Source organism: Enterococcus sp. HMSC061C05 (assembly GCF_001814765.1).
Lineage (GTDB): Bacteria > Bacillota > Bacilli > Lactobacillales > Enterococcaceae > Enterococcus_B > Enterococcus_B lactis.
This window is the reverse complement of sequence record NZ_KV817757.1, coordinates 104187-128494: the sequence shown is the minus strand read 5'-3', so window position 1 is coordinate 128494 and position 24308 is coordinate 104187. Positions and strand designations below refer to the sequence as shown.

Here is a 24308-nt window from a genome sequence, read left to right as displayed (position 1 = left end):
CCTCCTAATCTTCTGCCCATTCACTCAAATATTCCCAACGTGCCATTTTTTCTTCAAGTTGTGCTTCTGTCTCAGATACGTCGTTTTGCAATTCCTGTAACCGAGTGAAATCATCACCTTGATGATTCATCTCTTCTTGGAGCAATGAGATTTTTTCTTCAAGTTCTGCAATATCCTCTTCAATCGTTTCCCATTCTTTTTGCTCCATATAAGATAATTTTTTCTTTCCAGCAGGTTCCTTGCTCTGTGTTTTTGGCTTCACTTTTTCAGCAGGCTGCTGGAGTTCTTTTTGCTTCAGCAAATAACTGGACATGTTTCCATAATAAAGTTCTTGTTTTCCGTTTCCTTGGAATACCAATAGCTTATCTGCTACCTTATCCAAGAAATAACGGTCATGGGAAACAGTGATCACAGCACCTGGGAAACTTCTGAAATAGTCTTCCAAAATCGTCAATGTTGCTATGTCCAAATCATTGGTCGGTTCATCCAATAATAACACATTGGGTTGTTGGATCAGCAGTTTCAACAAAAACAATCGCCGTTTTTCTCCGCCTGAAAGTTTGCCAATCAGTGTCCCATGCATAAATCTCGGAAATAAAAATCGTTCAAGTAATTCTGCTACCCCGATTTGACTGCCATCAGCCGTTTTTGCTTCTTCAGCAGCTTCTTGCAAGTAAGCAATCATCCGTTTATCTGGTGCCATTTCTTCATTTTCTTGTGTATAATACGCAAGCCGAACCGTTTCACCGATAGAAATTGTACCGCTATCCAGAGGAATTCTGCCAGCTAGAATATTAAGCAATGTCGATTTCCCTGCCCCATTTTTACCAGTAATTCCTAGCCTTTCCCGAGATTGGATCAGCAAATCTAAATGTTCTAGCAGTGTTTGGTCATTTATACGGTAACTGCCATCTTTGATTTCCAGTACTTTTTTTCCTAAACGTTGTGTCGCTAGATTCAATTCTAAGTCATCTTCTTGGTTTACTTGATATAAATTCTCCTTTAGATCTTCGAAACGGTTGATTCGTGCTTGCTGCTTGGTACCGCGAGCCTGCACTCCTGCCCTCATCCATGCTAGTTCTTGCTTATAAAGCCGCTTGCGCTTTTCTTCTTGTTCTACTTCTACACGATCACGTTCTGCTTTTTCTAAGACGTAAGCTTCATAATTTCCTTTGTACTCGTATAATTTCCCAAATGAAAGTTCGAAGATCCGGTTTGCTACTCTATCTAGAAAATACCGATCGTGGGTAACCATCAGTAGGGCGCCACGGTATTGTTTCAAATAGTTTTCCAACCACTCGATCGCTTGATAATCCAAATGGTTTGTTGGCTCGTCTAGTAATAGTAAATCGGGTTCATCAATCAGCACTTGAGCTAAACTAACTCGTTTTTTCTGTCCACCCGATAGCGTATTTATTTTTTTATCTAATTCACTGATTCCTAATTTTTGCAAAATAATCTTCGCATTGGTATCTGTGGTCCAAGCATCTTCTTTATTCATTTGTTCTTCTGCTTTAGCATAACGTTTTTGCACATTAGGGTCTTCTCCATTTTCCCCTAGTTCGATCAATGCTTCCTCATATGCTCGAACAGTTTGGATCAAGGGACTGTTTCCCTGAAAGACTGCTTGGAGAACAGTTAGTTCATCAGAAAATTCAGCTGCTTGAGAAAGATAACCTATACGGTAATCAGTTGGATAAAACACTGTTTGCCGATCGCCATCGCCGCTATCGATACCAGCAATAATATTTAAGAGACTTGTTTTACCCGTCCCGTTCGTCCCAATCAACCCGATACGGTCTTTTTCGTGGATCAAAAAAGAAATCTGGTCAAACAAATCTTTTTCACCATAAGTTTTTTTGAGGTCAGTTACTTTTAATTCTTTCAACGTGTTCCCTCCTTATCTTGGATATTGTATCATAAAAATAGTGAACTTCAGGAAAATTTTTTTCGAATTTGTTCTTTTTGTGTTCCAAAAAAAGAACAGGACCGATCCGATCCTGTTCTGACATGTTTTGTTTTTATCGTTCTTGAAAATCTATTTTTTTATTTCGTTGCGCTCGATTTTTTTGACTTTGCTCGAAACGCAAATCGGAAAGAAAAGTTATCTGACGGTTTGTTCATCGTATAAGATTCTAACAAATTGATATTCCTACGGTAGCTATTCGCAGAAAACGTCGTGATTTTCTCAGCAACTTCGTATTCATCAATGATTTTTCTTTCAAGATAATAACCTCTCAGCATTTTTTTCGTAAACAGGCTATCTTGCTGGATCATCCACGAAGAAATCAAATTCCCCGAGCTCATTTTTATTCCCTCAAGTTTACGTTGCTGGATAAAAAATTGAAGCATCGTTTCATCATAAATATCAGTCAAGTTATCTAAACTTTCAATAATCAATTGGGTATTTTTTTGATATGTCTCCCTGATTTCTTGGATATCTTCATCACTAATAAATGTCTGACGATCCGCATACCTTCTTTGCCAAAACATTTTGGGGTGGAGAACGATTCGCATCAACCTACGGACAACAATGAACCAAAAGCCGATAAAAGATAAAAATTGACTGGTGATCGAATGTTCGAACCGGGAAAGAAAACGGGAATAAAAGCGATAACCATTAGAAGAAAGTTTACCCGAACGATAACTTTCATCTAATCCGTCGCGTTCGATCGACAAAATCAGCGCTTGTATTTCTTGTACTTCTTGCTTTTCATCATCGGTTAAATCTTCCAAGTACAAATCACGTATCCGTTCCTGGTAATTTTCTATCACTGCTTCAGTGGCTAAAAATTCTTTTGTATCACGATCAATTTCCTTTATTTCTTTTCGCAAAACTTCAACGACCTCTTCTAAGATCATCAAAGCATTCAAATCCGTGCTTTTCGCTTCCTCTGTTTCCGTCAGCATAGGCAAGACAATGATCCCTATGACCAAAGTCACTAAGATGACACCGGCCGTCAGAAACAAAAGTAAAGATCGCTGGTAAAACATCATATTATTGATCGAAAAGGGCAAAATAAAGATCGTAGCCAAACTGACTGTTCCCTTTACACCGCCAAATGTCAAAATCAAGATCTCGTTCAACTGTTTTTTGAACTTTTTACTGCCATCTTTGAATACATAAAAAAGACTGATGGAAATGAATCTAATCACAAAAAGCATAATAGAGATCAATACGATAATTGCTAACAAAAGACCGTTTGGATATAAACCGTCGCCCCATACCGGCGAGAATACTTGTGTCAGTTCGATTCCTAAGAATATAAACACTAATGCATTCAGTGTAAAAGCAATAGTTGTCCATGTACTGTGGGACAAACTCGATAACTCTGCATCAAACACGGTGATTCTCCTAAAACCAGAAGCTTGGAGAATACCTGCTGCTACTGCAGCAATGATCCCAGATACATCAAATGCCTCTGCCAATACATAGGCTAGAAAAGGAAGCAAAAGTTCGATCAGCAGATACCCAGTGACATCTTGTGCCGATGCTTTTTCAATCAAATGGATTATTTTTTGTTTGAACCAGACAAGCAAAAATCCGATCAAAGCTCCACCAATACTGGAGACCACTAAACTCATCCCAGCATTTACTGCGGAAAAAGAACCGGTGATCAGCGCACCAAGAGCAAACTGGAAGGCAGTAACACCAGATGCGTCATTCAACAGACCTTCTCCTTCTAAAATATGCATTGCTTTCTTAGGGATATTCACCCGTCCAGAAAGCGAACTGACTGCTACCGCATCTGTCGGACCTAACGCTGCTCCAAAAGCAAAGCAGGCAGCAAGAGGGACACTTGGCAACAGGAATGACAACGTCGCACCTACGCCGACAAGGGTCAAAATGACTCCGCCAAATGCCAAGAACAGAATCGTCCCGAAATTTTTGAGAATCGAAGAAATATCTGCTTTTTCTCCTTCTCTAAATAATAATGGTGCAATGATCATAACCAAGAACAATTCGGGTTCAAAATCAACTGATTGTCCCCACTCTGTCAGACCTAATACCACTCCAAGGAAAATTTGGATCAGTGGAGCTGGGATCATTGGCAAAATGCGGCTAGCTATGTTCGATAAGGTGATCGTTACTGCAAATACAATAACTAACTCAGCAAATTCCATCGTCCATCCCCTTTATTTTTTATTTTGTGTAAGCATTTTTAAAAATTGTTCTTTTTTCTTTAAAATTTTGGTTTCAACTACTTCAACTTGTGTTTGATTTCCCTCTAATTCACACTGTACACGTTTTGACTCCAAACGAAGCAGATCATGTTTCAGACGTTCCAACTGACGATACATCAATATATTTCTTTTACGCAACTTACAAAGTATTTGACGGCGGTCATCCATCGAAAGGGCGCCATAGCGATCATGCAACAGTTTTTTTTGTTGTTCAAAACTTTCTCTCATTTTCTAGATCTCCTATACACAAACTTCCATCATTATAGCAAAGTTCTCTTTGAATGAAAAATATTTCATTGTTTCATCGTTTATTGCTAGTTAGAAATTTCCATAAATTTTTCAACGCCTCATTCTATTCCAAATAGTCTCATATATCAAGTAAAACTTAAGAAAGATAAAAGTTTCTAACAAAAATAATATTCGTTTTTTTATCATATCCTCCTTGTTCCTTTGTCATAACAAAAAAAAGACTGTGACAAAAATCTTGTCACAGCCCCTTATTCTGAATAAATGGTGTTCTAGAGACAGCCTATCAGCCATAAGGCACGATTTTGTAAAATATGAGAAGCTATTTTTCAACATCACTTCTTATCGGTCCTGCGGTTACTCGTCGCAATTTTTTTGTTAGAGTTTTCATCATCGCTCAAGGCTGAATGTCTCTTTCACAACCTCATTTTTGCGTAAAATCAATTTATTCGAAAAATTCTCCGTATACATCTTCTACACGTTGGTCTGGGTTGATTACGATGTACAAGTTACCTGTTTTTTCGCTGATTTTTGTAGATTGGTATTGATTGTCTAATCCTTCTGTTCCTTTATCTAGATATGGGAAGTATACAAGATCAGGTGTTCCATTGCGGTAAAGGATTTCCATTCGTTCGATATCTTCGTATTTCAATGCACGATTAAACATGCCCATTTCCAGTCCACCTAAGTTGATATCATGTGTCGCAACTGCGTCCCCTTCATGGAAGATTTCGATTTTAAATCCGGCACATGGATGGATTTCAACAAATTCACTGCCGTTGATCCGTCCAAAACTTGTTGTGATTTGTTTGATCCAAAGATCGCCGATGTGGCGGCGGTTAATCGTCCATGTTTCTCCATTTCTAAAATAAAATTTTAGCGCTGTCATTTCTTTACTCATTAAAAAGACTCCTTTATGATGTAATTTATTCTTGTACTTCCTCAGTTTAGCACAAATTTATGTAAGTGGTCACATTTTATGTTTTTTCTTCTAATGACGTATCTGCCCAGTTTAAGTAGCTAGCCAAGCTGAGCAGATACAGTCTAGCTTTTTTTAAATCAATTTTTCTTTCGATAAAAAATCCAAAACCTGTTTTTTATCATTTTCTATTCTTTGTTCTACGACAGCTTTTTCAGCTGATTGCAAAGCTTCACTAACCCACTTGCCAGGTTTTTTTCCACTTTCTTCCAGCAAGATTTTACCATCTACAGCTAATTCGCTTAATGACTTGATAGGTAAACGATCATAGGATTCTTCTACGACATCCATCTGTGGTGTTTCATCAAAATAAGTCATCAATTCTTCTACTTGCAATGCATGCTCTTTGCCTAAGAAGTATAATTCAAACGGTTCTAAAACTCCAGTTTTTCGTTGACGCAGTCCTTGAACAAGTGCTTGGACATCCTTGATCATTTGATTGGAACACTTCCACGATTTCAAAAAGGAGCGGATTTCATTTTCTTTTAGATCCAGTTGACTGATTAATAATGTCCATGCTTGACTCTCTTCTTTCAATGGAACGGAAGGTAATTCAGCAAAACGTAAAAGTGCTTCACCTTCTTCTCTCAAACCAGGGCAGCAAATATAACATTCTGTTTCAATGAATGCATGGATTCCTGCAGACCGTTCATTTCCCAAAAGCATCTTGATGAATTCCACATTTATACGTTCTACAGATATTTTGCTTAATAGCTCGTGGTTTTCTTTGATGGCGTAGAAGGTTTCTTCCTCTAATTTGAATCCTAATTGACTGACAAAACGCAACCCGCGCATCATTCGCAAGGCGTCTTCATGGAACCGCTCATGAGGATTGCCTACAGCTCGCAAGATTTGTTCTTCTAAATCTTGCAGGCCATCGAACAAATCGATGATTTCGCCGTCTTCTTTCAAAGCAAAGGCATTGATTGTGAAATCTCTTCGTTTTAAGTCTTCTTCCAACGAACGAACGAATTCTACATGATCTGGTCTGCGGTAGTCTTGATAAGTTGATTCCGTCCGAAATGTGGTGATTTCATATTGTTCATCGTTTTCTAATACCAATACAGTCCCGTGTTCGATCCCGATATCTATCGTTTTTGGAAAAAGCTGTTTGATTTCTTCTGGAAATGCGCTTGTTGCGATATCCACATCATGGATCGGCTGGTTCAGCAAGATATCACGAACACTTCCACCTACAAAATAAGCTTCATATCCTGCATTTTCTAATTTTTTCAGAACTGGAATTGCCTTTTGGTATTCCAGAGGTAATTGTTTTAATTTCATTTTTCCAACCTTTCCTGTGTGTTTCTTGTACTGAGATAAGTACTCAGTTGCATGATGCCTGATTGATACGTCCGTTTTAGCGGCTTCAAAGCACAAACCACTTCATCTTTTTTACTTGTCCTTCCGTTCAAAGCGGTTATAGTCTCTGTGATTGAATTTTTCCATATTTTTTTCAAAAACATCAGTTAAGTCGATATTCAATGAATTAGCCATGATCATCGTAACGAATAAAACATCTCCAAGTTCTTCTGCTACCGAGTTATCTGGTTCCGAAGCTTTTTTGCTTTTTTCTCCATAAGTGTGGTTGACTTCTCTGGCCAATTCACCTACTTCTTCCGTTAATCGAGCCAGCTGAGCTAATGGAGAGAAATACCCGACCTTGAATTGTTGGATATATTCATCTACTTCTTGCTGCATACTGTATAAAGAACGTTTTTCATCCATCTTTTTCCCTCCAAAACTATCTTACCAAAACTTTAACGCAAATCCTAGATAAGAGCAATTGAGAAAATCGAATTTCCATGCTACATTTAGGAAGGAATTTCTAAATGTAGATTCTGTGAAAATACATAATTGAAAGCTGGGATTCATATGGCTACACGGAAAACAGTAAAAGAAGTACTTTTTATTATTATAGGAACGAGTATTTACGCATTTGGACTTGTTTATTTGAACATCGCTAATCACTTAGCAGAAGGGGGCGTCTCAGGGATCACCTTGATCTTGAGAGCTTTATTCGGAATTGATCCAGCTTATACGACTTTATTAATCAATATCCCGTTGATTTTACTAGGGGGAAAGATCCTCGGAAAACGTTCTTTAGCCTACACTGTTCTAGGTACACTCTCTTTGTCATTCTTTTTATGGATCTGGCAACGGGTTCCGCTAGAAATCAATTTACAGCATGATCTACTGATCGTTTCTCTACTTGCGGGTTTGGTTGCAGGGGTAGGAAGCGGGATCGTCTATCGGATGGGTGGAACAACAGGCGGAAGCGATATTATCGCTCGGATTTTAGAACAAAATTACGGCATCTCCATGGGGCGTTCTCTATTGGCATTCGATATCATCGTCTTGCTTGCTTCCTTAACCTATATCGACTTGAAACGCATGATGTATACATTGATCGTTTCCTATGTTTTCAGTCGCGTAATTGATTCAATCTTGGATGGTGGGTATTCTGCAAAAGGTCTGCTTGTCGTCTCCAACAAAAGCGAAGAAATTGCACCGCTGCTGATGACCGGTCTGCAAAGAGGTGTCACCTTCCTCTCTGGCGAAGGCGCATTCTCTGGAAATTCAAAAAAGATCATCTACATGGTCGTTAGTTCTAGTGAATTAACGGAAGCCAAGAGAATTGTCCACGAGATTGACGAAAAAGCTTTTCTGTCGATTATTAATGTGCATGAAGTTGAAGGGCAAGGGTTTACCTATTTGAAGCCACAAACAAGATTACTGAAAAAACGATAAAAAAGACGAGGGGTAGCTGTGAGGAAAGATTCCAAATCCAGCTGCCCCTTGTCTTTTTTGGTATGATTCATTTTTAGCTAATTATTATGTTCGCTTACTCGATTATTTTTCTTTTGCGTCTGCAAAAGGATTTTTCGGTTGACTTCATCAGACAATTTCAAAAATGCATCCCTGTCTCCATCTTCTAGCGCTTGATCGATTTGAGCATAAAGCATATTTAGTTTTGCTGCTTCTTCTTTTTCTTGAAAATATCGCTCGATCAATTCAGTATCTTCTTCACTGACAGAAGCATCCCAAGAAGAAAATGGATTATCTTCTAAGATCGATAGATATTCTCTTGTCTGCCAAGCATTCTCAAATAGACATTCCACATATAAGGGTTTCTTCCAATTCAATCGGATCTCATGAAAAATCTGATCTGTATCCGTAAATTCTTTTCCCTGCAAAAACAATTTCATTGGTTCCCCTTCAACAGATAGATCACTGATTTGCAGACCTCGATCCGCAAAATTTGCCCCTTCTACAAAGTGGACATTACTTAAAATCGCTTCATGATTGGCAAGATAATTCAAGATCCAAAAAACTTCTCTTCGGCTAAAAGATACATGATTGACCATCCACGTTAAAAAATTCTTCTTTTCCCGTACATCAATTAGCATTTTTCTCACCTCTCTGTTAGATCATCTAATAATGACAGTGCCTCCATATCTCCTGGTTCAAGTTTTAAATAATGAGTCAATAATTCTTGCGCTCTTTTTAGCTGTCCTTCTTCTCTTAAGAAAAAGGCATATTCTTTCAAGAAATCTGGTTCATGAGATAGTTCATGATAAGCTTGTTCATAGTGTACAGCTGCAACGATGAAGTCTTCTAATTCATTATAAGCATGCGCTAGATTCCATTCCGCATACGGATTAGCAGTTTCTTCCATCTGATTGATCACTTGTATCACATCTTCATATCTTTCATCATCCAAGTAAAGATTGCTTAAAGTAAGTAATGTTTCATCTTGTTTATCTCCTACTTCTAAAGCTTTCAGCAAGAGTTCCTCTGCTCGCTGTTTGTCGTGGAGACGAAAAGCATTTTCAGAGGCTAGATGATAAAGTTCAACTTGGTAAGGATTTTCTTTGATTCCTTCTTCTAACACTGTTTGCGCTTCTTCAACCATTTCTTCTTCTTGAAGAGCTTGTCCTAGATATAGATATAACGATTGATAATGCGGATTGACTTCTCGAAGTTCTTCCAGATAGTTGATTGCCTGCTGATTTTCTTTTAATTGGAGATTCGTAAAGGCTAGCTGGAACAGTCGATCATCTGTCTTTTCTTCTTTCAATGCTTCTTCTAAAGGTGCGATAGCTGCTTCAAATTCACCTTGCATGCTTAAGGATTGCCCTAAACGTTCTTGCATCGAGATTCCTGACATCTCGTTTATCCCACTTGCCAACAATGTTTCATAAATCACTGCTGCCTCTTTGAAACGATCGACTGAAAAATACAATTCAGCTAGTGCAAACTGGATCAATGGTTCATCCGGTAGCAACCCTGCCGCTTCTTTCAATTTTGCTTCACTTACTTCAGGAATCCCGATGACTTGGTACAAATCAGCTATCGCCAATAAGCTTTGCGGATAGTAATCACTTTCCTTATCCACTTTTTCCAAGTATTCAAAAGCTAGGTCGATCTCATTGTCTTCGATTGCAATTTCTGCTAGGGGGATGTTTAGTCCGTCATTTTCTGGATATTGGTTGATCAATTGTTCAAAAATCTGTTTTGCTTCGATCAAAAAGCCAATAGCTAGCAATTCTTCCCCTAGTTCAGCTAATATATCTGCTGGATCTTCTTTTAATGCTTTTTCTAAAAAGAGTTGTGCTTGTGCCAGATCTTCATCTGATAAAGCTTGCAACATTTTTTCGCTATTTGTATTCATTTCAATTCCCTCTTATCTCGCTGACGATTTGTTGAAATACCGTCATTGTTCTCAACAATTCTTTTTCGTTTGGTCGTTGGTATCCGTCTATTATACCTATTTTTTCTAAAACAAGTATTTTTTTGCTTTTTTCTGCCAAGAAAAGGACTTTTTCCAAATACTCCATCTTTGAAATCTGTTCTAACCATTGGATAGGATAGCCAAGCAGGTCTAGCCATACAAAAAAATTTTTTAGTTGGAAATCAAAAGGATAGGCTTGGAGATTCCACACGAAATGAAACATCATCCCTAAAAATTTTTTCATACTAGCAGAAAGCAAGTGCCCATTTTCAGTCAGATAAAAAGCTTGTTCAAACAGTTTACCATAATTTGACAGATTTTCTGCCTCTAATTGATAAAAATAAATCATTTCTTCGATCATCCCGGCAAATGGCCGAGTCGTTAATTGCTTTTTATTTGGATAGTTTTTATACAAATTTTGTAAAAAACGGTGATCACAAATCATTCCGCAACAGATAAAAGTCAAAAAGTCAATCTGTTTTCCGTCCACTTGCCGCTCGCTGATCGTTTGATCATAAACGATGCGTTCTGGCATGTTGATGGTTTGCAGCACGACACGATTCGGTAGCTGCAAAATCGTTCGCTGTGGAGTTAATGCTCGGCTCAGCGAACGGATCGACACAGGAATCAGCCAAAGTGATGAATCAAGGATTGTATGTTTTTGAAAAAAACCTGCCAGATCCATGATCCCTTCATTTCCAAATCCGATAACAAACATGGATTGATTTTCGGGATAGCGTTTGGTGAAATCAAGCAAGTTCTTCAATTCTGTTAAATGATTACATTGAGTATTGGCACAAATGTACCAGTCATTATTTGCCTGATTTGCAAATAATGGGTTAATCTTATCTGCAAACAAATCATAATAACGCTGATTTGTTAAAAACAAGATGGGTTGATCGATCGAAAGTGCTCTTAGTTGACTGACAAGCGTTTCTCCGTAGAACACTTTCGTCAATGCTTCTTCTACTTGATAATCAAGTTCCATGCGCATCCCTCCTCTTCTTATTTTTATTTTACCATTAGTAAGCAAAATCTAGAAAAGATAAGGGCAAAGTCCACCTCTTAACTTGGAAATAAATAAAAATTAAATAAAATACATGTGTTTTTTATGTATGACATGCGGATTCGAAATTTTTGTCTCTTAATTGACTTTTTCTGCTAGGAAATAAAAAGAAAAGCACTTGTAGCCCTAGAGCCACAAGCGCTTTTTTACTGTCTTATTTAACAGCGTCTTTTAATGCTTTACCTGGTTTGAATGCAGGTACTTTGCTAGCTGGAATTTCGATTTCTTCACCAGTTTGTGGGTTGCGACCTTTGCGAGCTGCGCGTTCGCGAACTTCAAAGTTACCAAAACCGATTAATTGAACTTTTTCGCCGTTAGCTAAAGCATCTTGAATAGTTGAAAATACAGCATCTACTGCTGCAGTTGCATCTTTTTTAGTTAAATCAGTAGCTGAAGCAACTTTTTCGATTAATTCTGCTTTGTTTGCCATGGATAGATTCACCTCCTCCACAAGAGATATGATAGAAATATCATTTAGTTAAAACTTTCTGAGTGGTCCAGAAGTTTAAAAAGAAATATTGATTAACTTCAATATTCTGTTATCACGATATCATATGAACCGCTTAATAGCAAGGTTTTTACCAATTTTCATATGCTTTTTTTAGTCATAGAAACGTAACAAACAAAACTGTCTTTTTCTTTTGAAAAAAAAACGTTGATATGGTAAAATGCCTATTTTCTTCTACGAGGGATGATTCGAATGGATGTCCCTTCAAAAGTAAATGCTTTTCTGATTTGATTTTCTAAGAAACGCTCATAAGAAAAGTGCATCAATTCCTCTTCATTGACAAAAACAACAAATGTAGGCGGTTTGACAGCAACTTGTGTAGCATAAAAAATCTTCAGCCGTTTTCCTTTATCTGTCGGTGTTGGATTGATGGCTACAGCATCCATAATGATATCATTCAAAACAGCAGAAGAGATACGAAGATTCTGGTTCATACTTACTTGTTCGATCATTTCAGGAAGACGTTCCAACCGTTGTTTAGTCACTGCAGAAACAAAGACGATCGGTGCGTAATCTAAATATCGGAATTCATCACGGATCTCTTGTTCGAAATCACGCATCGTATTGGTTTCTTTCTTCACAAGATCCCATTTATTCACAACGATAATGACACCACGACCAGCTTCATGAGCGTAACCCGCTACTCGCTTGTCTTGTTCTCGAATCCCTTCTTCCGCGTTCAGTACCATCAAAACGATGTCAGAACGGTCGATCGCACGCATCGCACGCATCACGCTGTATTTCTCAGTATTTTCATATACTTTTCCGCGTTTACGCATGCCGGCTGTATCGATCATCAAGAATTTCTGTCCACTTTCAGAAACAAAGTGAGTATCGATTGCATCCCTTGTCGTTCCTTCAATATCCGAAACAATCACACGTTCTTCTCCTAAAATCGCGTTGATCAAAGAAGATTTACCAACATTTGGGCGACCAATCAAACTAAACTTGATTGTGTCGTCATCCTCTTCTTCAGTCTCTTCAGAGAAATACTTCACTGCTTCATCTAAAATATCGCCAATTCCTAGTCCGTGGCTTCCTGAAACAGGATAAGGATCGCCTAGTCCTAAAGAATAAAATTCATAGATATCATTTCTCATTTCCGGATTATCTACTTTATTGACTGCTAAAATCACTGGTTTATTACTTCTGTATAAAATTTTCGCAACCATCTCATCTGCGTCTGTCACGCCTTCGCGTCCGCTGACGACACAGATGATCACATCTGCTTCTTCAATCGCGATTTCTGCTTGATGTTTGATCTGATCCATAAAAGGTTCATCACCAAGATCAATTCCGCCTGTGTCGATCACGCTAAATTCTCGACCTAACCATTCGCCTTTTGCATAAATACGATCACGAGTTACTCCAGGAGTATCTTCGACAATCGAGATACGCTCACCAGCGATGCGGTTAAAAATCGTAGACTTACCGACGTTCGGGCGGCCAACGATTGCAATTGTTGGATTTGCCATATTATTTCCTCCTCACAAGTTTCCAATCTCACTTAGTTTAACGAATGCAATGCCAACTTTCAAGCATAGATTGTCAATTAAACGAAGTATTTTTATTCCTTAATGAAATACTCACCGCTTTTCAAAAGAAAAACTGAGACAAAAGCAGCTGCTTTCATCTCAGTCACAGATACAAAATCAATTATTTTTCAGAATCATCGGTTGCTTTTTCTTCTACTTCTTCTTTCAACGCATCCCCTAAAATGTCTCCCATAGTGAATCCAGTATTTTCTTCTGGTAATTCATAAGACTCCACATTTTTTGGTTCTTCTTCTGAAGCTGGTTTTTCTTCTAAAGCTTTGATGCTCAATGCAATACGATGTTCTTCTGGATGGATCTCCAGTACTTTCACTTTCACTTCGTCGCCTTCATGAAGTACTTCGTGAGGTGTGGCGATATGTTTATGTGAGATTTGAGAGATATGGACTAGTCCTTCTACTCCAGGGAATACTTCAACAAAGGCACCGAAACTTGTTAGACGTTTAACAGTTCCGTCCAATACTGCTCCAACTGGGGCTTTTGTATCGATTTCTGACCAAGGTCCAGGCTGTGTATCTTTGATTGACAAGGAAACACGTTCTTGTTCAGGGTTGATAGACAACACTTTGACGTTTACTTCGTCATTAACAGCTAACACATCACTTGGTTTTGCTACATGACTATGAGAAATCTCTGAGACATGGACTAGACCGTCAATTCCGCCTAGGTCGACAAATGCCCCGAAATCAGTAAGACGTGCGACACGTCCGCTGAGAACATCTCCCTCATGAATCGTTGAAAGGATTTCTTTTTTCTTTTCTTCTCTTTCATTTTCAACTACCGCTTTGTGCGATAAGATCAAACGATTTTCTGATGGTTCGATTTCAATGATTTTAAAGCTCAATGTTTTGCCTTTATAATCTGAAAAATCCGCAACAAAATGATCTTCCACCATTGATGCAGGGACAAAGCCACGCACACCGACGTCAACGACTAAACCGCCTTTGACAACATTTGTAACAGGTGCTTCAATTACCTTGCCGTCTTGGAAATCTCTTTCAATGTCTTCCCAAACTTTTTTAGCATCTAAACGGCGTTTTGAAAGAAGATAGCTGCCGTTTTCTTTATCTTTGCCAATCGTACTGATAACGACTAAGTCTAATACATCGCCGACTTTCACTACTTCGTTGATATCTTCTACTGGTAAAGTTGATAATTCTTTTGCCGGAACGACGCCTTCAACTCCGGCCCCTTCGATTCCGACAATTACTTGTTTGTCTTCAATAACCAAAACTTCGCCCTTAACAACATCGCCAACTTTTACTTCTTGGACGCTTTTCATTGCGTCTTCCATTGACTGGTTGTTCTCTTGATTTTGATCAAATTCTGTCATAACACTTGTCCTCCTAACCAACATTCTGCCGTAAGTACGGTACTGTTTTTAGTTTAATTGATTATTCAAAAAAAATAAAGCGATTTCGTTCGTTTTCCTTGAAAAAACAATTGTTTTTCAGTTTTTTTCTTCATTTAAAAAAGAAGATATCCCTTTTCTAAAACGACGGCTTTTATCGCTGCAACGACTTCTGGAATGGATTTGCCGGTAGTATCGATACGAACAGCGTCCTCTGCTTGCTGCAGCGGAGAAACTTCCCTTGTTGAATCATAATGGTCTCTTGCCTGTATCTCTTTTGTTAGTGTTTCAAGATCAGTCGGAATCCCCTTTTCTTGGTTCTCTTTGAATCGTCTTTCTGCACGCTCACTTACGCTTGCTACTAAAAAGATTTTTACTTCTGCATTCGGCAATACAGCTGTCCCGATGTCTCTTCCGTCCATCACAACGCCACCGCGTTCGCCTATTTTCCGCTGGATAGCAACTAGTTCTTCTCTGACTTTCCCATGAGCAGAGACTTCTGAAACAGCTTTTGTGACATCTGGCTGACGGATTTCTAGTGTGACGTCTTTTGATGCTGTGAATACATGCTGCCCATCTTCTTGTTGTGAAAAAGAGATAGGATACTTTTTGATCAGTGAAACTAGTCCTTCCTCATCTGAAAAAGATACATTATTCGTAATAGCTAGATAAGTCACTGCGCGATACATGGCACCGGTATCCGTATAAATATAATTTAATTCTTTTGCTAAGATTTTGGCAACGGTGCTTTTTCCAGATGAAGCAGGTCCGTCGATCGCAATACTGATTTGTGTCATGATATAACTCCTTTTTCTCAAAAAAAAAGCCGCAAAGCGCGGCTATTATTATTTAATTCTTAGTTCTTGACCAGGGTAAAGCATAAAGTTGTTTGGATCTAAGCCATTCAATTCAAACAATTGGTCAGTGGTGATTCCTGCACGCTCAGCCACTTGTTTTGGACCTTCGCCTGCTTGAACAGTCGTTGTCGTACCGGCTACAGCTGAGGAAGAAGGTGTTGTTTCTGCTGCATTGCTGCTTGAATCCCCTGCTTGATAAGTTGTGTCACTTGAGGAAGAAGGTGTTGTCTCTGCTGCAATACTGCTTTCTGACGTTACCCCTGTATCTTGAGAAACAGTAGATTCTTCCGCCATTGTACTAGATTCTACTGTTGAAGTCTCAGTTGACTCCTCTTTTGTTGTACTTGTGGAACTTTCTACTACTGATGTCGAAGTTTCAGAAGAAGATGCTGCTGTTGCATTGTTGCTTGATCCGTTTCTGATCCAGAAATAAGCACCTGCTGGAATAGCGATACATAAGACTAGTAAAATCAAAAATAGCGAAAGAAATAATGTATTTCCTTTCTTTTGTTGTCTCTGAGAACTTCTTGATGAAACCTCATCATCTGTATCATAGATTGGTTGTTCCCATGGTTCTTGTGTTTCGTTATTTTCTGTAGATTGATGTCTATCTTTTCTGCTCACTGTTTTACCTCCTAAACTCTATCGTGTGTATTATACCATAGGAAAAAGTGTCTTGTCCTAAAAAATCAATGTTCCATGTTTTTTTTAAATAAATTTAGTAAAATCGATTCCCAATGAAGCGGTTCAGTCTTAGAAAAAGCCTTTTTCTTTGGTAGAAGTTCTACTTTTGCGCCATCAATATCACAACAATTCTGCGGCTTTTTGGAAAGTTCTTCCCCAAAATAAGCCAAGATGAATTTTCTGCGGCAGTCTTCTTCATGGATATAACGAAGCATCTGCTGCAGGCGGAATTCTTTTTCTTTTTCCTGACGTTTGAGCCGTTCCACCCAATTTTCTGGTTTTTCAGACTGCTGGATCAACTCCATCCATTTTTTTTGCAGCTCATCAAATGGCGCTTGCTCTGCTGCATATTCCAAATAAAGCTCAAAACTTTGTCGCTGTTCTCTAGAAAGTTGATTAAAGAAATAATGAATACGTTCATCTCCACTTTGATATAAAAGGATTGCTGCACTTTCTTCCTGATCTCTGCCTGCTCGACCGATTTCTTGTACATAGTTTTCCAGACTGTCTGGCAAATCGTAATGGATCACATAACGAATATCAGATTTATCGATCCCCATACCAAATGCGTTCGTAGCAATGAGAAACTGCAGCTGATTTTTTACAAACTGTTGCTGAAGCTGTCTTCTTTGAGCTGTGTCAAGGCCACCGTGATAATATCCAACTGAAAAGCGCTCCCTGAATAAATGATACAAACGTTCGACTTCTTTTTTTGTTGCACAATAAATAATTGCCGCACCATGTGCACTTTCCATGAATTGTTCAAGTTCTTGTTCTTTTTGCTGCGTTTTTCGAACAAAAAGCGAGATGTTTTGTCGATTGACTGATTGTCTAACCTCTTTTGTCTGTCGATCAAATAGCACCTGACGTATATCTTTCGCTACTAAATCTGTCGCTGTCGCGGTTAGAGCCAATGTGACCGGGTTTCCTAAATGCTCGCGGATTTTTCCTAACTGTTGATATTCTGGCCGAAAATCAACTCCCCATTGTGATACACAATGTGCCTCATCCACTACATATAGCGCTATATCCTGTTTTTTCAGCTGCTCTAAAAGAGAAGGGTTAGTCAACATTTCCGGACTCAAAAATAAAAATTTATATTGCGACAGATGACGGAGAACGTATCCTCTTTCAGCTCGCGAAAGCAAGCTATTGAAAGCAGCTACTCGTTTTTCCCCTCGTTTTTGCAGTTGTGTCACTTGATCTTCCATGAGAGAAAGTAGCGGTGACACGATGAGAACCATCCCATCCGTTAAATACCCTGTTAATTGATAGCACAGGCTTTTCCCCGTTCCTGTAGGCAAAATAGCGAGAGTATCTTCTCCATCAAGCAACGCCTGAATAATTTCTTCTTGGCCGGGTCGAAATGAATCGAATCCAAAATATTTTTTTAATTCATTTATTAACATTCTGTATCGCTTCCTTTCTCAATAGATAGATTTGATACAAACGAAATTCTCCATAATCTAATTGTCCATCTACATTCCATTCGCTGAAGCGCCACTCTCGCACGGAATCCTTATTTGGTTCCAATCGTTCGACCGTTTCTTGAGAGAGAACCCGCTCGTATGGAAAATCATCAAAAAACAAGGCCCACTCAATAAGATGATCTGTTACCGTCCCTTTTTTTAAATGACGGATTGCCATGATCTGGTCAATTGTCTGACCATTCATAAACATCTGCTTGGTGATCATCATGCTTTGATTGAAATTTTGCTGTAATAACGGATCAATCAACACATACCATAGCGAATCTGGCCGTTCTTCTATTTGTGCGAGCAAAAGATGGATACATCTGCTTTGTTGTAAATAAACAGCTGACTCATCATTGGTTTTTGCTAGCTGATACGGCAGAAGTCCTGTTTGATCATTTCCAGAGAATTGGTTAGCTAAAAAATTGGCTGCTCCTTCTGGTATCTCCGAAAACAGCTGCGCTAAACTTTCATACGCGCTATCAATCAAAATTCCACGTGGCAATCTGCTTCCACTAAGCCATTTTTTCAGTTGGAAAGTATAAAAAGGACTTGTCTCTGCTGGAAGATAATCTTGGTTCCCAGATGCCAGATTAGAAATCACTTGAACAGCAAATTTGATGAGCCGCCAACTAGTTTCCCCAGTTCGTCCATATCGGTCAAAACGCAAACCAGTATATTCTGTGTGAAGTTCAGACAACCTATCTGCTCCTGCAGACGTTAGTTTTGCTTCATTTTCATTTATTTCGATCCATCCTTGCTGTGCAAGTTTTTGCATAATCTGATAAAACTTGTCTTGCTTCAAATCTGGAAAACTGTTATGAGCAAATAAAAGTTCGTGAGTAAATCCGAAAATAAGTACTGAAGTCGTTCGTTTTCCCACAAGGAGCTGGTAAAGAGAGCTGACTCGCAGCTTGTTTCTTGATGAAAATAGCGATAAAATAAAAACAATCATATTATTCTCCTTAAGTTAGGATGGTTAGAAATGTCACTACTATGTAAACTTGTACCTGAACGCTGTATTGCATGCGGTCTTTGCCAAATCGAAGCGCCGGATATTTTCGATTATGATGAAGAAGGAATCGTTTTATTTGCCCAAGAACCAGAGGCTCATCAACAGTTCGTCATGCCGGAAGAAGAAGCGTATGTAAGAAAAGCGTATCAGAAGTGTCCAGTCCGGGCGATTTTATTAGAAAATAAAATGTAAGTCAAACTAAGCTTTAAAAATGGATACTAGATTTTCTAAACTTAAAGATAAGCCGGGATCTGTTTCTCCCGTTCCGTGAAATCCCGACTTATTTTGAAGGTTATATTTACTATCTATTTATTTGACTTGTTTTTTTCATAGACCCTATAGGTCCCATTTCGGTTATTTCAACTTTTTCAGCCAGTTTTCCAATGTATTGACAATCACAGTTTGCTGATCTGCGTTAGAAATTTCTGCTTCTCCATCTCCTTTTTGCTCACCATAGCTACCAAAACCTCCATGGTTCCCGCCGTTGATTGATACATACTCTGTTCTTTCTGGTAAGTACTGCTTGGCTTCTTCATAAGCTTTCTGATTCAATACTTTATCTTTAGTTGCTGTAATGGATAAAACTGGGACAGCTGATTCTTTCAATGTTCCTTTTTTATCGGGATAGCTTGCCATGAAGAATACCCCTTTTAAATGACTGTCTGAACGATTCTTATTCGCATATCGACTTGCCATGACACCGCCTAAAGAGTGACCACCGATCACATAATCGGAATCTGGAAAATCTTCTTTGATCTTATCCGCTTTGTTTCCACCTATCACTGCTAGATCAAGTGGCATTTTGACAATAGCAACTGAGTAGCCGTTTTTTGCTAAATCTTGCGCCCAAATACTATAACTTTCTGGGTCTACGAGAGCACCAGGATAAAAAATAAGTAATGGAGACTTTGCCTGATTCTTTTTCTCTCCTTCAAAAAACAAGTAATCTTCTTTGTTTCTTCCTTCTTTTACCACCTTTTGTGCTTCTGAAGATGGTTCGTACGTATTTTGCTGTATATAGTAATAACCGCCTCCGCCAAGTAATCCTAAAATAATGACTAAGCTAATTAGTATTCGTCTAAATATTTTCAATTTCTCCCACCTTTTCTATCTGAGTTTATACCTTCTTCTCAATCAAGTATGATTATACCTTAAAAAAAATAAGAGAAAAATGCAAACTTTCCAGCACCAAATAAAAAAGACGGAATATCCATTCGAATATCCGCCTTTTTTATATGATTATTTTTTATTTAGCGCACAAACGATACACTGCTTCTGCATAAATTTCCATTGCTTTATACATACTGCTTAATTCCCATCGTTCATTTGCCTGATGCATGAAGTCAGGAGTATCAGGGAACATCGCACCGAATGCCACACACTGGTTCATCGTACGGGCAAACGTAGCGCCACCTGATACAAATGGTTCAGTCATGTCTCCAGTAATCTCGCGATATGTCCCCAATAGGTTTTTCACTAATTCACTGTCCAATGGCACGTATAATGAATCTAGGAAGTCAAACTCTTCATAAGACAACTCATATTTTTCTACTGTTTTAGTTAATTTAGCTACTAAATCCTCTTTTTTGAATGTCACAGGAATTCTCATATCTACACCGATTTTTGTTTGTTCTGGTGTGATTTCCAAACTTGCAAAGTTCATCGTTAACTCACCAGATTGTTCATCTTCTGTCTTGCCCACGACTGCTTCACCAGTTGCATTTTCTTGAACTAATTTTCCTAAGAAATTGATTGGGCCAAAATCGAATACTTCTGAAAGAGCGATTGCCAGACGAGAAATAGCATTCACTCCTTGTGCGGCATCTTTCGCGTGGATACTTTTACCAAGAACGACGATTCCTTCGCCTTGTTCTTCGAAATCGAATCCGTGTTTTTTCAATGCTTCTTTTACTTCAGAAATCTTTTCACCAGAATAAGGAGCTGCATCAGGAACAACATTCAGCGCTCCGCCAGCTTTTACAGAAAAATCGTTCGTTCCAGGACCTGTCAAGTAAGCTTGTAGTAAGCCTTTTTCCGCATAAATTAAAGGGAATTCAGCGTCTGGCGCAAATCCTTGCGTAATGCCTTCTTCTTTCTCGTTATATTTTTCTAAACAACGCCACAAATTTTCTTCATCTGTACCAAAGATAAAACGAATACGTGTTTTGAATTCCACGCCAGCGTCCATCAAAGCTTTTACAGCATACATTGCTGCAATGGAAGGACCTTTGTCATCTTGAGAGCCGCGACCAACTAACCAGCCGTCTTTTACGGTTGGATCGAATGGTTTCGTTTCCCAATTGTTTTCGTCGCCTGCCGGAACAACGTCCATATGACACAAGATACCGAATAATTCATCTCCTGAGCCAATCTCTGAATAACCGTAATAGCCTTCTGGATCTTTAAATGTTCTAAATCCTAGCTTTTCACTGATTTCCAATACTTTGTCCAAAGCTTCAATCACTTTTTTACCGAAGGGGTGTCCTTGCCCTGAATCTGCTTCATCTAGTACGGAAGGGATTCGGATCAATTCGCTCAATGATTCTAATGCTTGTTCATGATGTTGTTCTGTCACAAATTGTTTCATGATTTTAACCTCCTAATATGTTAAAAAGGGTTATGTCAAATGCCTCCGACACAACCTCTTCTTCTCTAATAATGACGTTTTAAGCCTGCTCCATCAGCAAGCAGAATGTTCTTAATGATGAAAGAAAAAACACTCACTGAATGGAGCAATCGACTTATCCACGTGCTTATTGATAGCCGTATATCGGTTTCTTCACTCTTATGATAGACCTTGTACCTGTATTTGTCTAGGTTTAGAACATTGCTGCTACACCTAGGATCACACAGATGGCTACAAATAATATCGCAATTAATTTACCAGTAAATTTCCACCACACTGAAACATCGAAACGAGCAATCGCTACAGCACCCATTACGATAGCAGATGTTGGCGTAATCAAGTTTACTAAGCCAGACGCAGATTGATAAGCAGTGATAACTAAATCCTTCCCTACACCGGCAAATTCACCCATAGGTCCCATGATTCCCATTGTTGCAGCAGCTAAGCCAGAAGTTGAAGGAATCAAGAATGACATAGGAATATAGAAAATAAATGTAATGATGATAAATACGCTTGAAGATAATGAACTTAATCCTTGTTCGCCCCAGTGTAAGATAGTGTCTGTAATCAACCCGTTGTTCATAACCACTTGGATACCACGAGCAACAGCTACTACGATAGCTACACCAATCAAGTCAGAAGCACCAGCTAAAAATTCAGAGACGAATTCAGATTCTTTCATACCATACGTGATTGCTACGACGATTGACATGACTAAGAACAACATAGTAATTTCTGGGAAGTACCAGTCACCTAGTGGAAGCATGCTTTTACCTAAAACAGTTCCTAGTACCGGAAGATTTGTTAACCAGTTTGTCAACGATTCAAAAATTGTGAAATTCGCATTCAAGGTTGTCCAAGGAATCAAACTGATGATCATGATACCAAAAGTAATGAAGAACAATACATTTACATGTTTTTGTTTTTTCGTGATTACTTCTTGGCGACCGATTGCTTCGATATCGAAATGTTTCATATCTTCTTTACGTTGATTGTATACTAATGATTTTGTTGGATCTTTTTCGATTTTTGATGCATAGCGATACACATATACAATAGAAATAGCTAACAAAATAACGAACATCAAGAATCGAAGACCAATCCCTTCACCCATCGAAATCCCAACAGCTTGCGAAGCTACGCCGGTTGCGAAAGGATTGACCGTTGAAGCTAAACAGCCTACTTGAGACCCTACTAATACGATGGCTACTGCTACCACTGTATCAAAGCCTACTGCCATCATAACTGGGATCAGTAAAGCATAGAACGGAATCGTTTCTTCCGCCATTCCGTAAGTAGATCCGCCTAATGCAAATAACAGCATCAATACTGGAATAAGCATTTTTTCTTTTCCTTTGAATTTCTTCACAACTGAAGCGATTCCGGCATCTAGGGCGCCTGTTTTGTTGATAATACCTAAAAATCCACCAACAACTAAAATGAAGAAAGAGATTGGGATTGCAGCAGGTGTTTCTTTAGTTAGCTCCCCCGCTGGTACACCTAGCATCCCATTGATTGGCGCCATGAAAATATCCCACAGCCCTTGAGGATTTTGTTGTACTCGTTCATATGATCCAGCGACAATGTTGCCTGCATCGTCTACACTATAGTGCCCAGCTGGTATAAACCAAGTAAGTACAGCGATTACTGCAATAATAATGAATAAGACCGTATACGCTGAAGGCATTTGAAATTTTTTCTTCTTTGTTTGTTCCATCTTCTTCTTCCTTTCTTTTCCGTTAGAGACATCATTTTTGGCTCTAATGTTATTTTATCAAAAAGAGTATCAGAACAAAAATAATAACACGCATTTTATAAAACTTTTGTTCAAAAAGTTCGTTTTTTCCTATTTTCTCCCCCTTTTCTTAGGTTTTTAAAGCTTTCTTCATTTTCATTGTAGCGTTTCCTTTTTTATATAAACAAACATTTCCGTCTTTTAAAAGGAGAAGGATTTCACATTCCAAAAGAACTAATTGATTTTTATGCATAAATAAAAAAAATACTCAAAACAAACAAATAAAACGTTTACAATATTGCATGTATTGTATTTTTTTCCAAAAAAAAGATCAAGAAATTTCTTGATCTTTTTGACATTTATTTAACTGCTGTATGACGTTGTTCCATCTGATGTTGTTTTCGACTTAACCATGGAAGAAGTTGCGCATGTAGCACTAAAAAGACAGCACTCACGATGAATCCTTTGATCAAGTTGAAAGGAACAATCCCAATCAATACATAATTTGCTAAAGACATCCCCAACATCTGTGTCGCGTTCAGTCCTAAAAACATTAAGTAAAGAGGCGTAATAACGAAATAATTCGCGATACTCATGAAAATAGTCAGAGCAATCGTTCCTGTAATCACACCTAAAAATTTATTTCTTCCTTTATGCTGTTTCTTTACACTAAAGAAGTAATAAATCGGGAATGTAAAGATCGTTGTTGATAAGAAACTAGCTGTGTCTCCCACTAGGTTATCTGGAGAAAAACCTGTAGTCAGCAGATGTAATACTGAACGCAAGAACGCTGTTGCTACTCCGGCCGCTGGACCGAATAAGAACATACTGATCAATACCGGGATATCACTAAAATCAATCTTCAAAAAACTAAAAGCCGGCATGATCGGAAAAGCAAAATACTGTAAAACTAACGCGATCGCAGCAAACATCGCTACTGCAACCATTTTCTGTACACGGGTGTTCTTCATTTGAAATCCTCCTGTTAGGACTCCTCTTCAGCGAACTTTTTGACGTTTCTCTCCAAATGAAAAAACTCTATTTTCCAGGGAAAATAGAGTTAGAGTTATTTGATCAAGTGTGCGTCAAATAAGCCCTATCTTCTTTATCCAGACTGTACTGTCGGTATCGGAATTTCACCGATTCAGCTATTTTTTGCAAAATAGGTCGTGGACTATAACCACCGGTCGGGAATTTCACCCTGCCCCTGAAGACGAACCTTATATAATTTTTGTTTACATGTTCATTATACATATCTCTTCAAAAAACGCAACATTTAACGCTTATAAAAAGTAA

At 38.5% G+C, this 24308-nt stretch carries 22 protein-coding genes and 1 riboswitch; of the genes, 2 read left to right on the top strand and 20 right to left on the bottom strand.

What is annotated here, in order from left to right; all coding sequences use genetic code 11:
• Positions 1 to 4 precede the first annotated feature (4 nt).
• The 6 genes from HMPREF2988_RS11795 to HMPREF2988_RS11770 form a co-directional block, all read right to left on the bottom strand.
• The gene (locus HMPREF2988_RS11795; RefSeq protein ID WP_002290190.1) at positions 5 to 1888 is read right to left on the bottom strand and encodes an ABC-F family ATP-binding cassette domain-containing protein; all 1884 of its coding nucleotides are present in this window, start codon (positions 1886 to 1888) and stop codon (positions 5 to 7) included.
• Between the two features lie 158 nt (positions 1889 to 2046).
• Positions 2047 to 4125 (bottom strand): cation:proton antiporter, encoded by a 2079-nt coding sequence (locus HMPREF2988_RS11790; RefSeq protein WP_002290189.1) that lies wholly within the window; start codon positions 4123 to 4125, stop codon positions 2047 to 2049.
• A gap of 12 nt (positions 4126 to 4137) precedes the next feature.
• On the bottom strand, positions 4138 to 4413 hold the full coding sequence (locus HMPREF2988_RS11785) for a hypothetical protein (protein WP_002290188.1): 276 nt from the start codon (positions 4411 to 4413) through the stop codon (positions 4138 to 4140).
• 463 nt (positions 4414 to 4876) lie between these two features.
• Complete coding sequence (locus HMPREF2988_RS11780; protein WP_002290187.1) at positions 4877 to 5332, bottom strand: hypothetical protein; 456 nt, start codon at positions 5330 to 5332, stop codon at positions 4877 to 4879.
• Positions 5333 to 5485: 153 nt separating this feature from the next.
• Positions 5486 to 6694 carry a CCA tRNA nucleotidyltransferase gene (locus tag HMPREF2988_RS11775; protein WP_002342693.1) on the bottom strand — a complete coding sequence of 403 codons (1209 nt, stop codon included), beginning with the start codon at positions 6692 to 6694 and terminating at the stop codon, positions 5486 to 5488.
• Positions 6695 to 6805: 111 nt separating this feature from the next.
• On the bottom strand, positions 6806 to 7138 hold the full coding sequence (locus HMPREF2988_RS11770) for a nucleotide pyrophosphohydrolase (RefSeq protein WP_002315213.1): 333 nt from the start codon (positions 7136 to 7138) through the stop codon (positions 6806 to 6808).
• A 147-nt stretch (positions 7139 to 7285) separates the two neighbouring features.
• On the opposite strand from HMPREF2988_RS11770, the gene HMPREF2988_RS11765 reads away from it, so the two are divergent.
• On the top strand, positions 7286 to 8161 hold the full coding sequence (locus tag HMPREF2988_RS11765; RefSeq protein ID WP_002290183.1) for a YitT family protein: 876 nt from the start codon (positions 7286 to 7288) through the stop codon (positions 8159 to 8161).
• A 77-nt stretch (positions 8162 to 8238) separates the two neighbouring features.
• Here the strand turns inward: HMPREF2988_RS11765 and HMPREF2988_RS11760 are convergent, their stop codons facing one another.
• The 10 genes from HMPREF2988_RS11760 to HMPREF2988_RS11715 all read right to left on the bottom strand — a co-directional run bounded on the left by HMPREF2988_RS11760 (position 8239) and on the right by HMPREF2988_RS11715 (position 18591).
• Positions 8239 to 8820 carry a ReoY family proteolytic degradation factor gene (locus HMPREF2988_RS11760; RefSeq protein WP_002335598.1) on the bottom strand — a complete coding sequence of 194 codons (582 nt, stop codon included), beginning with the start codon at positions 8818 to 8820 and terminating at the stop codon, positions 8239 to 8241.
• Positions 8821 to 8825: 5 nt separating this feature from the next.
• Complete coding sequence (locus tag HMPREF2988_RS11755) at positions 8826 to 10085, bottom strand: tetratricopeptide repeat protein (protein ID WP_070770708.1); 1260 nt, start codon at positions 10083 to 10085, stop codon at positions 8826 to 8828.
• A 1-nt stretch (position 10086) separates the two neighbouring features.
• On the bottom strand, positions 10087 to 11133 hold the full coding sequence (locus HMPREF2988_RS11750; RefSeq protein WP_002309590.1) for a hypothetical protein: 1047 nt from the start codon (positions 11131 to 11133) through the stop codon (positions 10087 to 10089).
• A gap of 232 nt (positions 11134 to 11365) precedes the next feature.
• A complete protein-coding gene (locus tag HMPREF2988_RS11745) occupies positions 11366 to 11641 on the bottom strand; it encodes an HU family DNA-binding protein (RefSeq protein ID WP_002290178.1) in 276 nt (91 codons plus the stop codon).
• Positions 11642 to 11883: 242 nt separating this feature from the next.
• Positions 11884 to 13194, bottom strand: coding sequence for a ribosome biogenesis GTPase Der (gene der, locus HMPREF2988_RS11740; RefSeq protein WP_002290177.1), 1311 nt, complete (start codon positions 13192 to 13194; stop codon positions 11884 to 11886).
• Positions 13195 to 13375: 181 nt separating this feature from the next.
• Positions 13376 to 14605: a 30S ribosomal protein S1 gene (gene rpsA, locus HMPREF2988_RS11735; protein WP_002290176.1), complete on the bottom strand. Its 1230-nt coding sequence runs from the start codon at positions 14603 to 14605 to the stop codon at positions 13376 to 13378.
• 134 nt (positions 14606 to 14739) lie between these two features.
• Positions 14740 to 15420, bottom strand: coding sequence for a (d)CMP kinase (gene cmk / locus HMPREF2988_RS11730; protein ID WP_002309595.1), 681 nt, complete (start codon positions 15418 to 15420; stop codon positions 14740 to 14742).
• A gap of 48 nt (positions 15421 to 15468) precedes the next feature.
• Positions 15469 to 16104: an SAG1386/EF1546 family surface-associated protein gene (locus HMPREF2988_RS11725; RefSeq protein WP_002315217.1), complete on the bottom strand. Its 636-nt coding sequence runs from the start codon at positions 16102 to 16104 to the stop codon at positions 15469 to 15471.
• A 65-nt stretch (positions 16105 to 16169) separates the two neighbouring features.
• On the bottom strand, positions 16170 to 17573 hold the full coding sequence (locus HMPREF2988_RS11720) for a RecQ family ATP-dependent DNA helicase (RefSeq protein ID WP_070770707.1): 1404 nt from the start codon (positions 17571 to 17573) through the stop codon (positions 16170 to 16172).
• On the bottom strand, positions 17560 to 18591 hold the full coding sequence (locus HMPREF2988_RS11715; RefSeq protein ID WP_070770726.1) for a helix-turn-helix domain-containing protein: 1032 nt from the start codon (positions 18589 to 18591) through the stop codon (positions 17560 to 17562). The genes HMPREF2988_RS11720 and HMPREF2988_RS11715 overlap by 14 nt, the downstream gene beginning before the upstream one ends.
• Before the next feature lie 30 nt (positions 18592 to 18621).
• Here HMPREF2988_RS11715 and HMPREF2988_RS11710 point away from each other — a divergent pair, with 30 nt between their 5' ends.
• Complete coding sequence (locus HMPREF2988_RS11710; RefSeq protein ID WP_002290171.1) at positions 18622 to 18843, top strand: ferredoxin; 222 nt, start codon at positions 18622 to 18624, stop codon at positions 18841 to 18843.
• 162 nt (positions 18844 to 19005) lie between these two features.
• On the opposite strand, the gene HMPREF2988_RS11705 is transcribed toward HMPREF2988_RS11710, so the two are convergent.
• The 4 genes from HMPREF2988_RS11705 to HMPREF2988_RS11690 form a co-directional block, all read right to left on the bottom strand.
• The gene (locus tag HMPREF2988_RS11705; RefSeq protein WP_024634660.1) at positions 19006 to 19743 is read right to left on the bottom strand and encodes an alpha/beta hydrolase; all 738 of its coding nucleotides are present in this window, start codon (positions 19741 to 19743) and stop codon (positions 19006 to 19008) included.
• A 154-nt stretch (positions 19744 to 19897) separates the two neighbouring features.
• On the bottom strand, positions 19898 to 21238 hold the full coding sequence (locus tag HMPREF2988_RS11700) for a M20 family metallopeptidase (RefSeq protein WP_002315221.1): 1341 nt from the start codon (positions 21236 to 21238) through the stop codon (positions 19898 to 19900).
• A 232-nt stretch (positions 21239 to 21470) separates the two neighbouring features.
• Positions 21471 to 22994 (bottom strand): YfcC family protein, encoded by a 1524-nt coding sequence (locus HMPREF2988_RS11695; RefSeq protein WP_002290168.1) that lies wholly within the window; start codon positions 22992 to 22994, stop codon positions 21471 to 21473.
• Between the two features lie 377 nt (positions 22995 to 23371).
• Entirely contained in the window at positions 23372 to 23983 is a 612-nt protein-coding gene (locus tag HMPREF2988_RS11690; RefSeq protein WP_002290166.1) for an ECF transporter S component, read from the bottom strand.
• Between the two features lie 123 nt (positions 23984 to 24106).
• Positions 24107 to 24231: riboswitch (FMN riboswitch) on the bottom strand.
• Positions 24232 to 24308: the final 77 nt, after the last annotated feature.

Coding starts and splice junctions, on each gene's coding strand:
- HMPREF2988_RS11715 (WP_070770726.1), bottom strand. CDS start 18,591: ATGATTGTTTTTATTTTATCGCTATTTTCATCAAGAAACAAGCTGCGA.
- HMPREF2988_RS11755 (WP_070770708.1), bottom strand. CDS start 10,085: ATGAATACAAATAGCGAAAAAATGTTGCAAGCTTTATCAGATGAAGAT.
- HMPREF2988_RS11785 (WP_002290188.1), bottom strand. CDS start 4,413: ATGAGAGAAAGTTTTGAACAACAAAAAAAACTGTTGCATGATCGCTAT.
- HMPREF2988_RS11775 (WP_002342693.1), bottom strand. CDS start 6,694: ATGAAATTAAAACAATTACCTCTGGAATACCAAAAGGCAATTCCAGTT.
- HMPREF2988_RS11790 (WP_002290189.1), bottom strand. CDS start 4,125: ATGGAATTTGCTGAGTTAGTTATTGTATTTGCAGTAACGATCACCTTA.
- rpsA (WP_002290176.1), bottom strand. CDS start 14,605: ATGACAGAATTTGATCAAAATCAAGAGAACAACCAGTCAATGGAAGAC.
- HMPREF2988_RS11690 (WP_002290166.1), bottom strand. CDS start 23,983: ATGAAGAACACCCGTGTACAGAAAATGGTTGCAGTAGCGATGTTTGCT.
- cmk (WP_002309595.1), bottom strand. CDS start 15,420: ATGACACAAATCAGTATTGCGATCGACGGACCTGCTTCATCTGGAAAA.
- der (WP_002290177.1), bottom strand. CDS start 13,194: ATGGCAAATCCAACAATTGCAATCGTTGGCCGCCCGAACGTCGGTAAG.
- HMPREF2988_RS11760 (WP_002335598.1), bottom strand. CDS start 8,820: ATGCTAATTGATGTACGGGAAAAGAAGAATTTTTTAACGTGGATGGTC.
- HMPREF2988_RS11720 (WP_070770707.1), bottom strand. CDS start 17,573: ATGTTAATAAATGAATTAAAAAAATATTTTGGATTCGATTCATTTCGA.
- HMPREF2988_RS11710 (WP_002290171.1), top strand. CDS start 18,622: ATGTCACTACTATGTAAACTTGTACCTGAACGCTGTATTGCATGCGGT.
- HMPREF2988_RS11695 (WP_002290168.1), bottom strand. CDS start 22,994: ATGGAACAAACAAAGAAGAAAAAATTTCAAATGCCTTCAGCGTATACG.
- HMPREF2988_RS11745 (WP_002290178.1), bottom strand. CDS start 11,641: ATGGCAAACAAAGCAGAATTAATCGAAAAAGTTGCTTCAGCTACTGAT.
- HMPREF2988_RS11780 (WP_002290187.1), bottom strand. CDS start 5,332: ATGAGTAAAGAAATGACAGCGCTAAAATTTTATTTTAGAAATGGAGAA.
- HMPREF2988_RS11700 (WP_002315221.1), bottom strand. CDS start 21,238: ATGAAACAATTTGTGACAGAACAACATCATGAACAAGCATTAGAATCA.
- HMPREF2988_RS11765 (WP_002290183.1), top strand. CDS start 7,286: ATGGCTACACGGAAAACAGTAAAAGAAGTACTTTTTATTATTATAGGA.
- HMPREF2988_RS11750 (WP_002309590.1), bottom strand. CDS start 11,133: ATGGAACTTGATTATCAAGTAGAAGAAGCATTGACGAAAGTGTTCTAC.
- HMPREF2988_RS11770 (WP_002315213.1), bottom strand. CDS start 7,138: ATGGATGAAAAACGTTCTTTATACAGTATGCAGCAAGAAGTAGATGAA.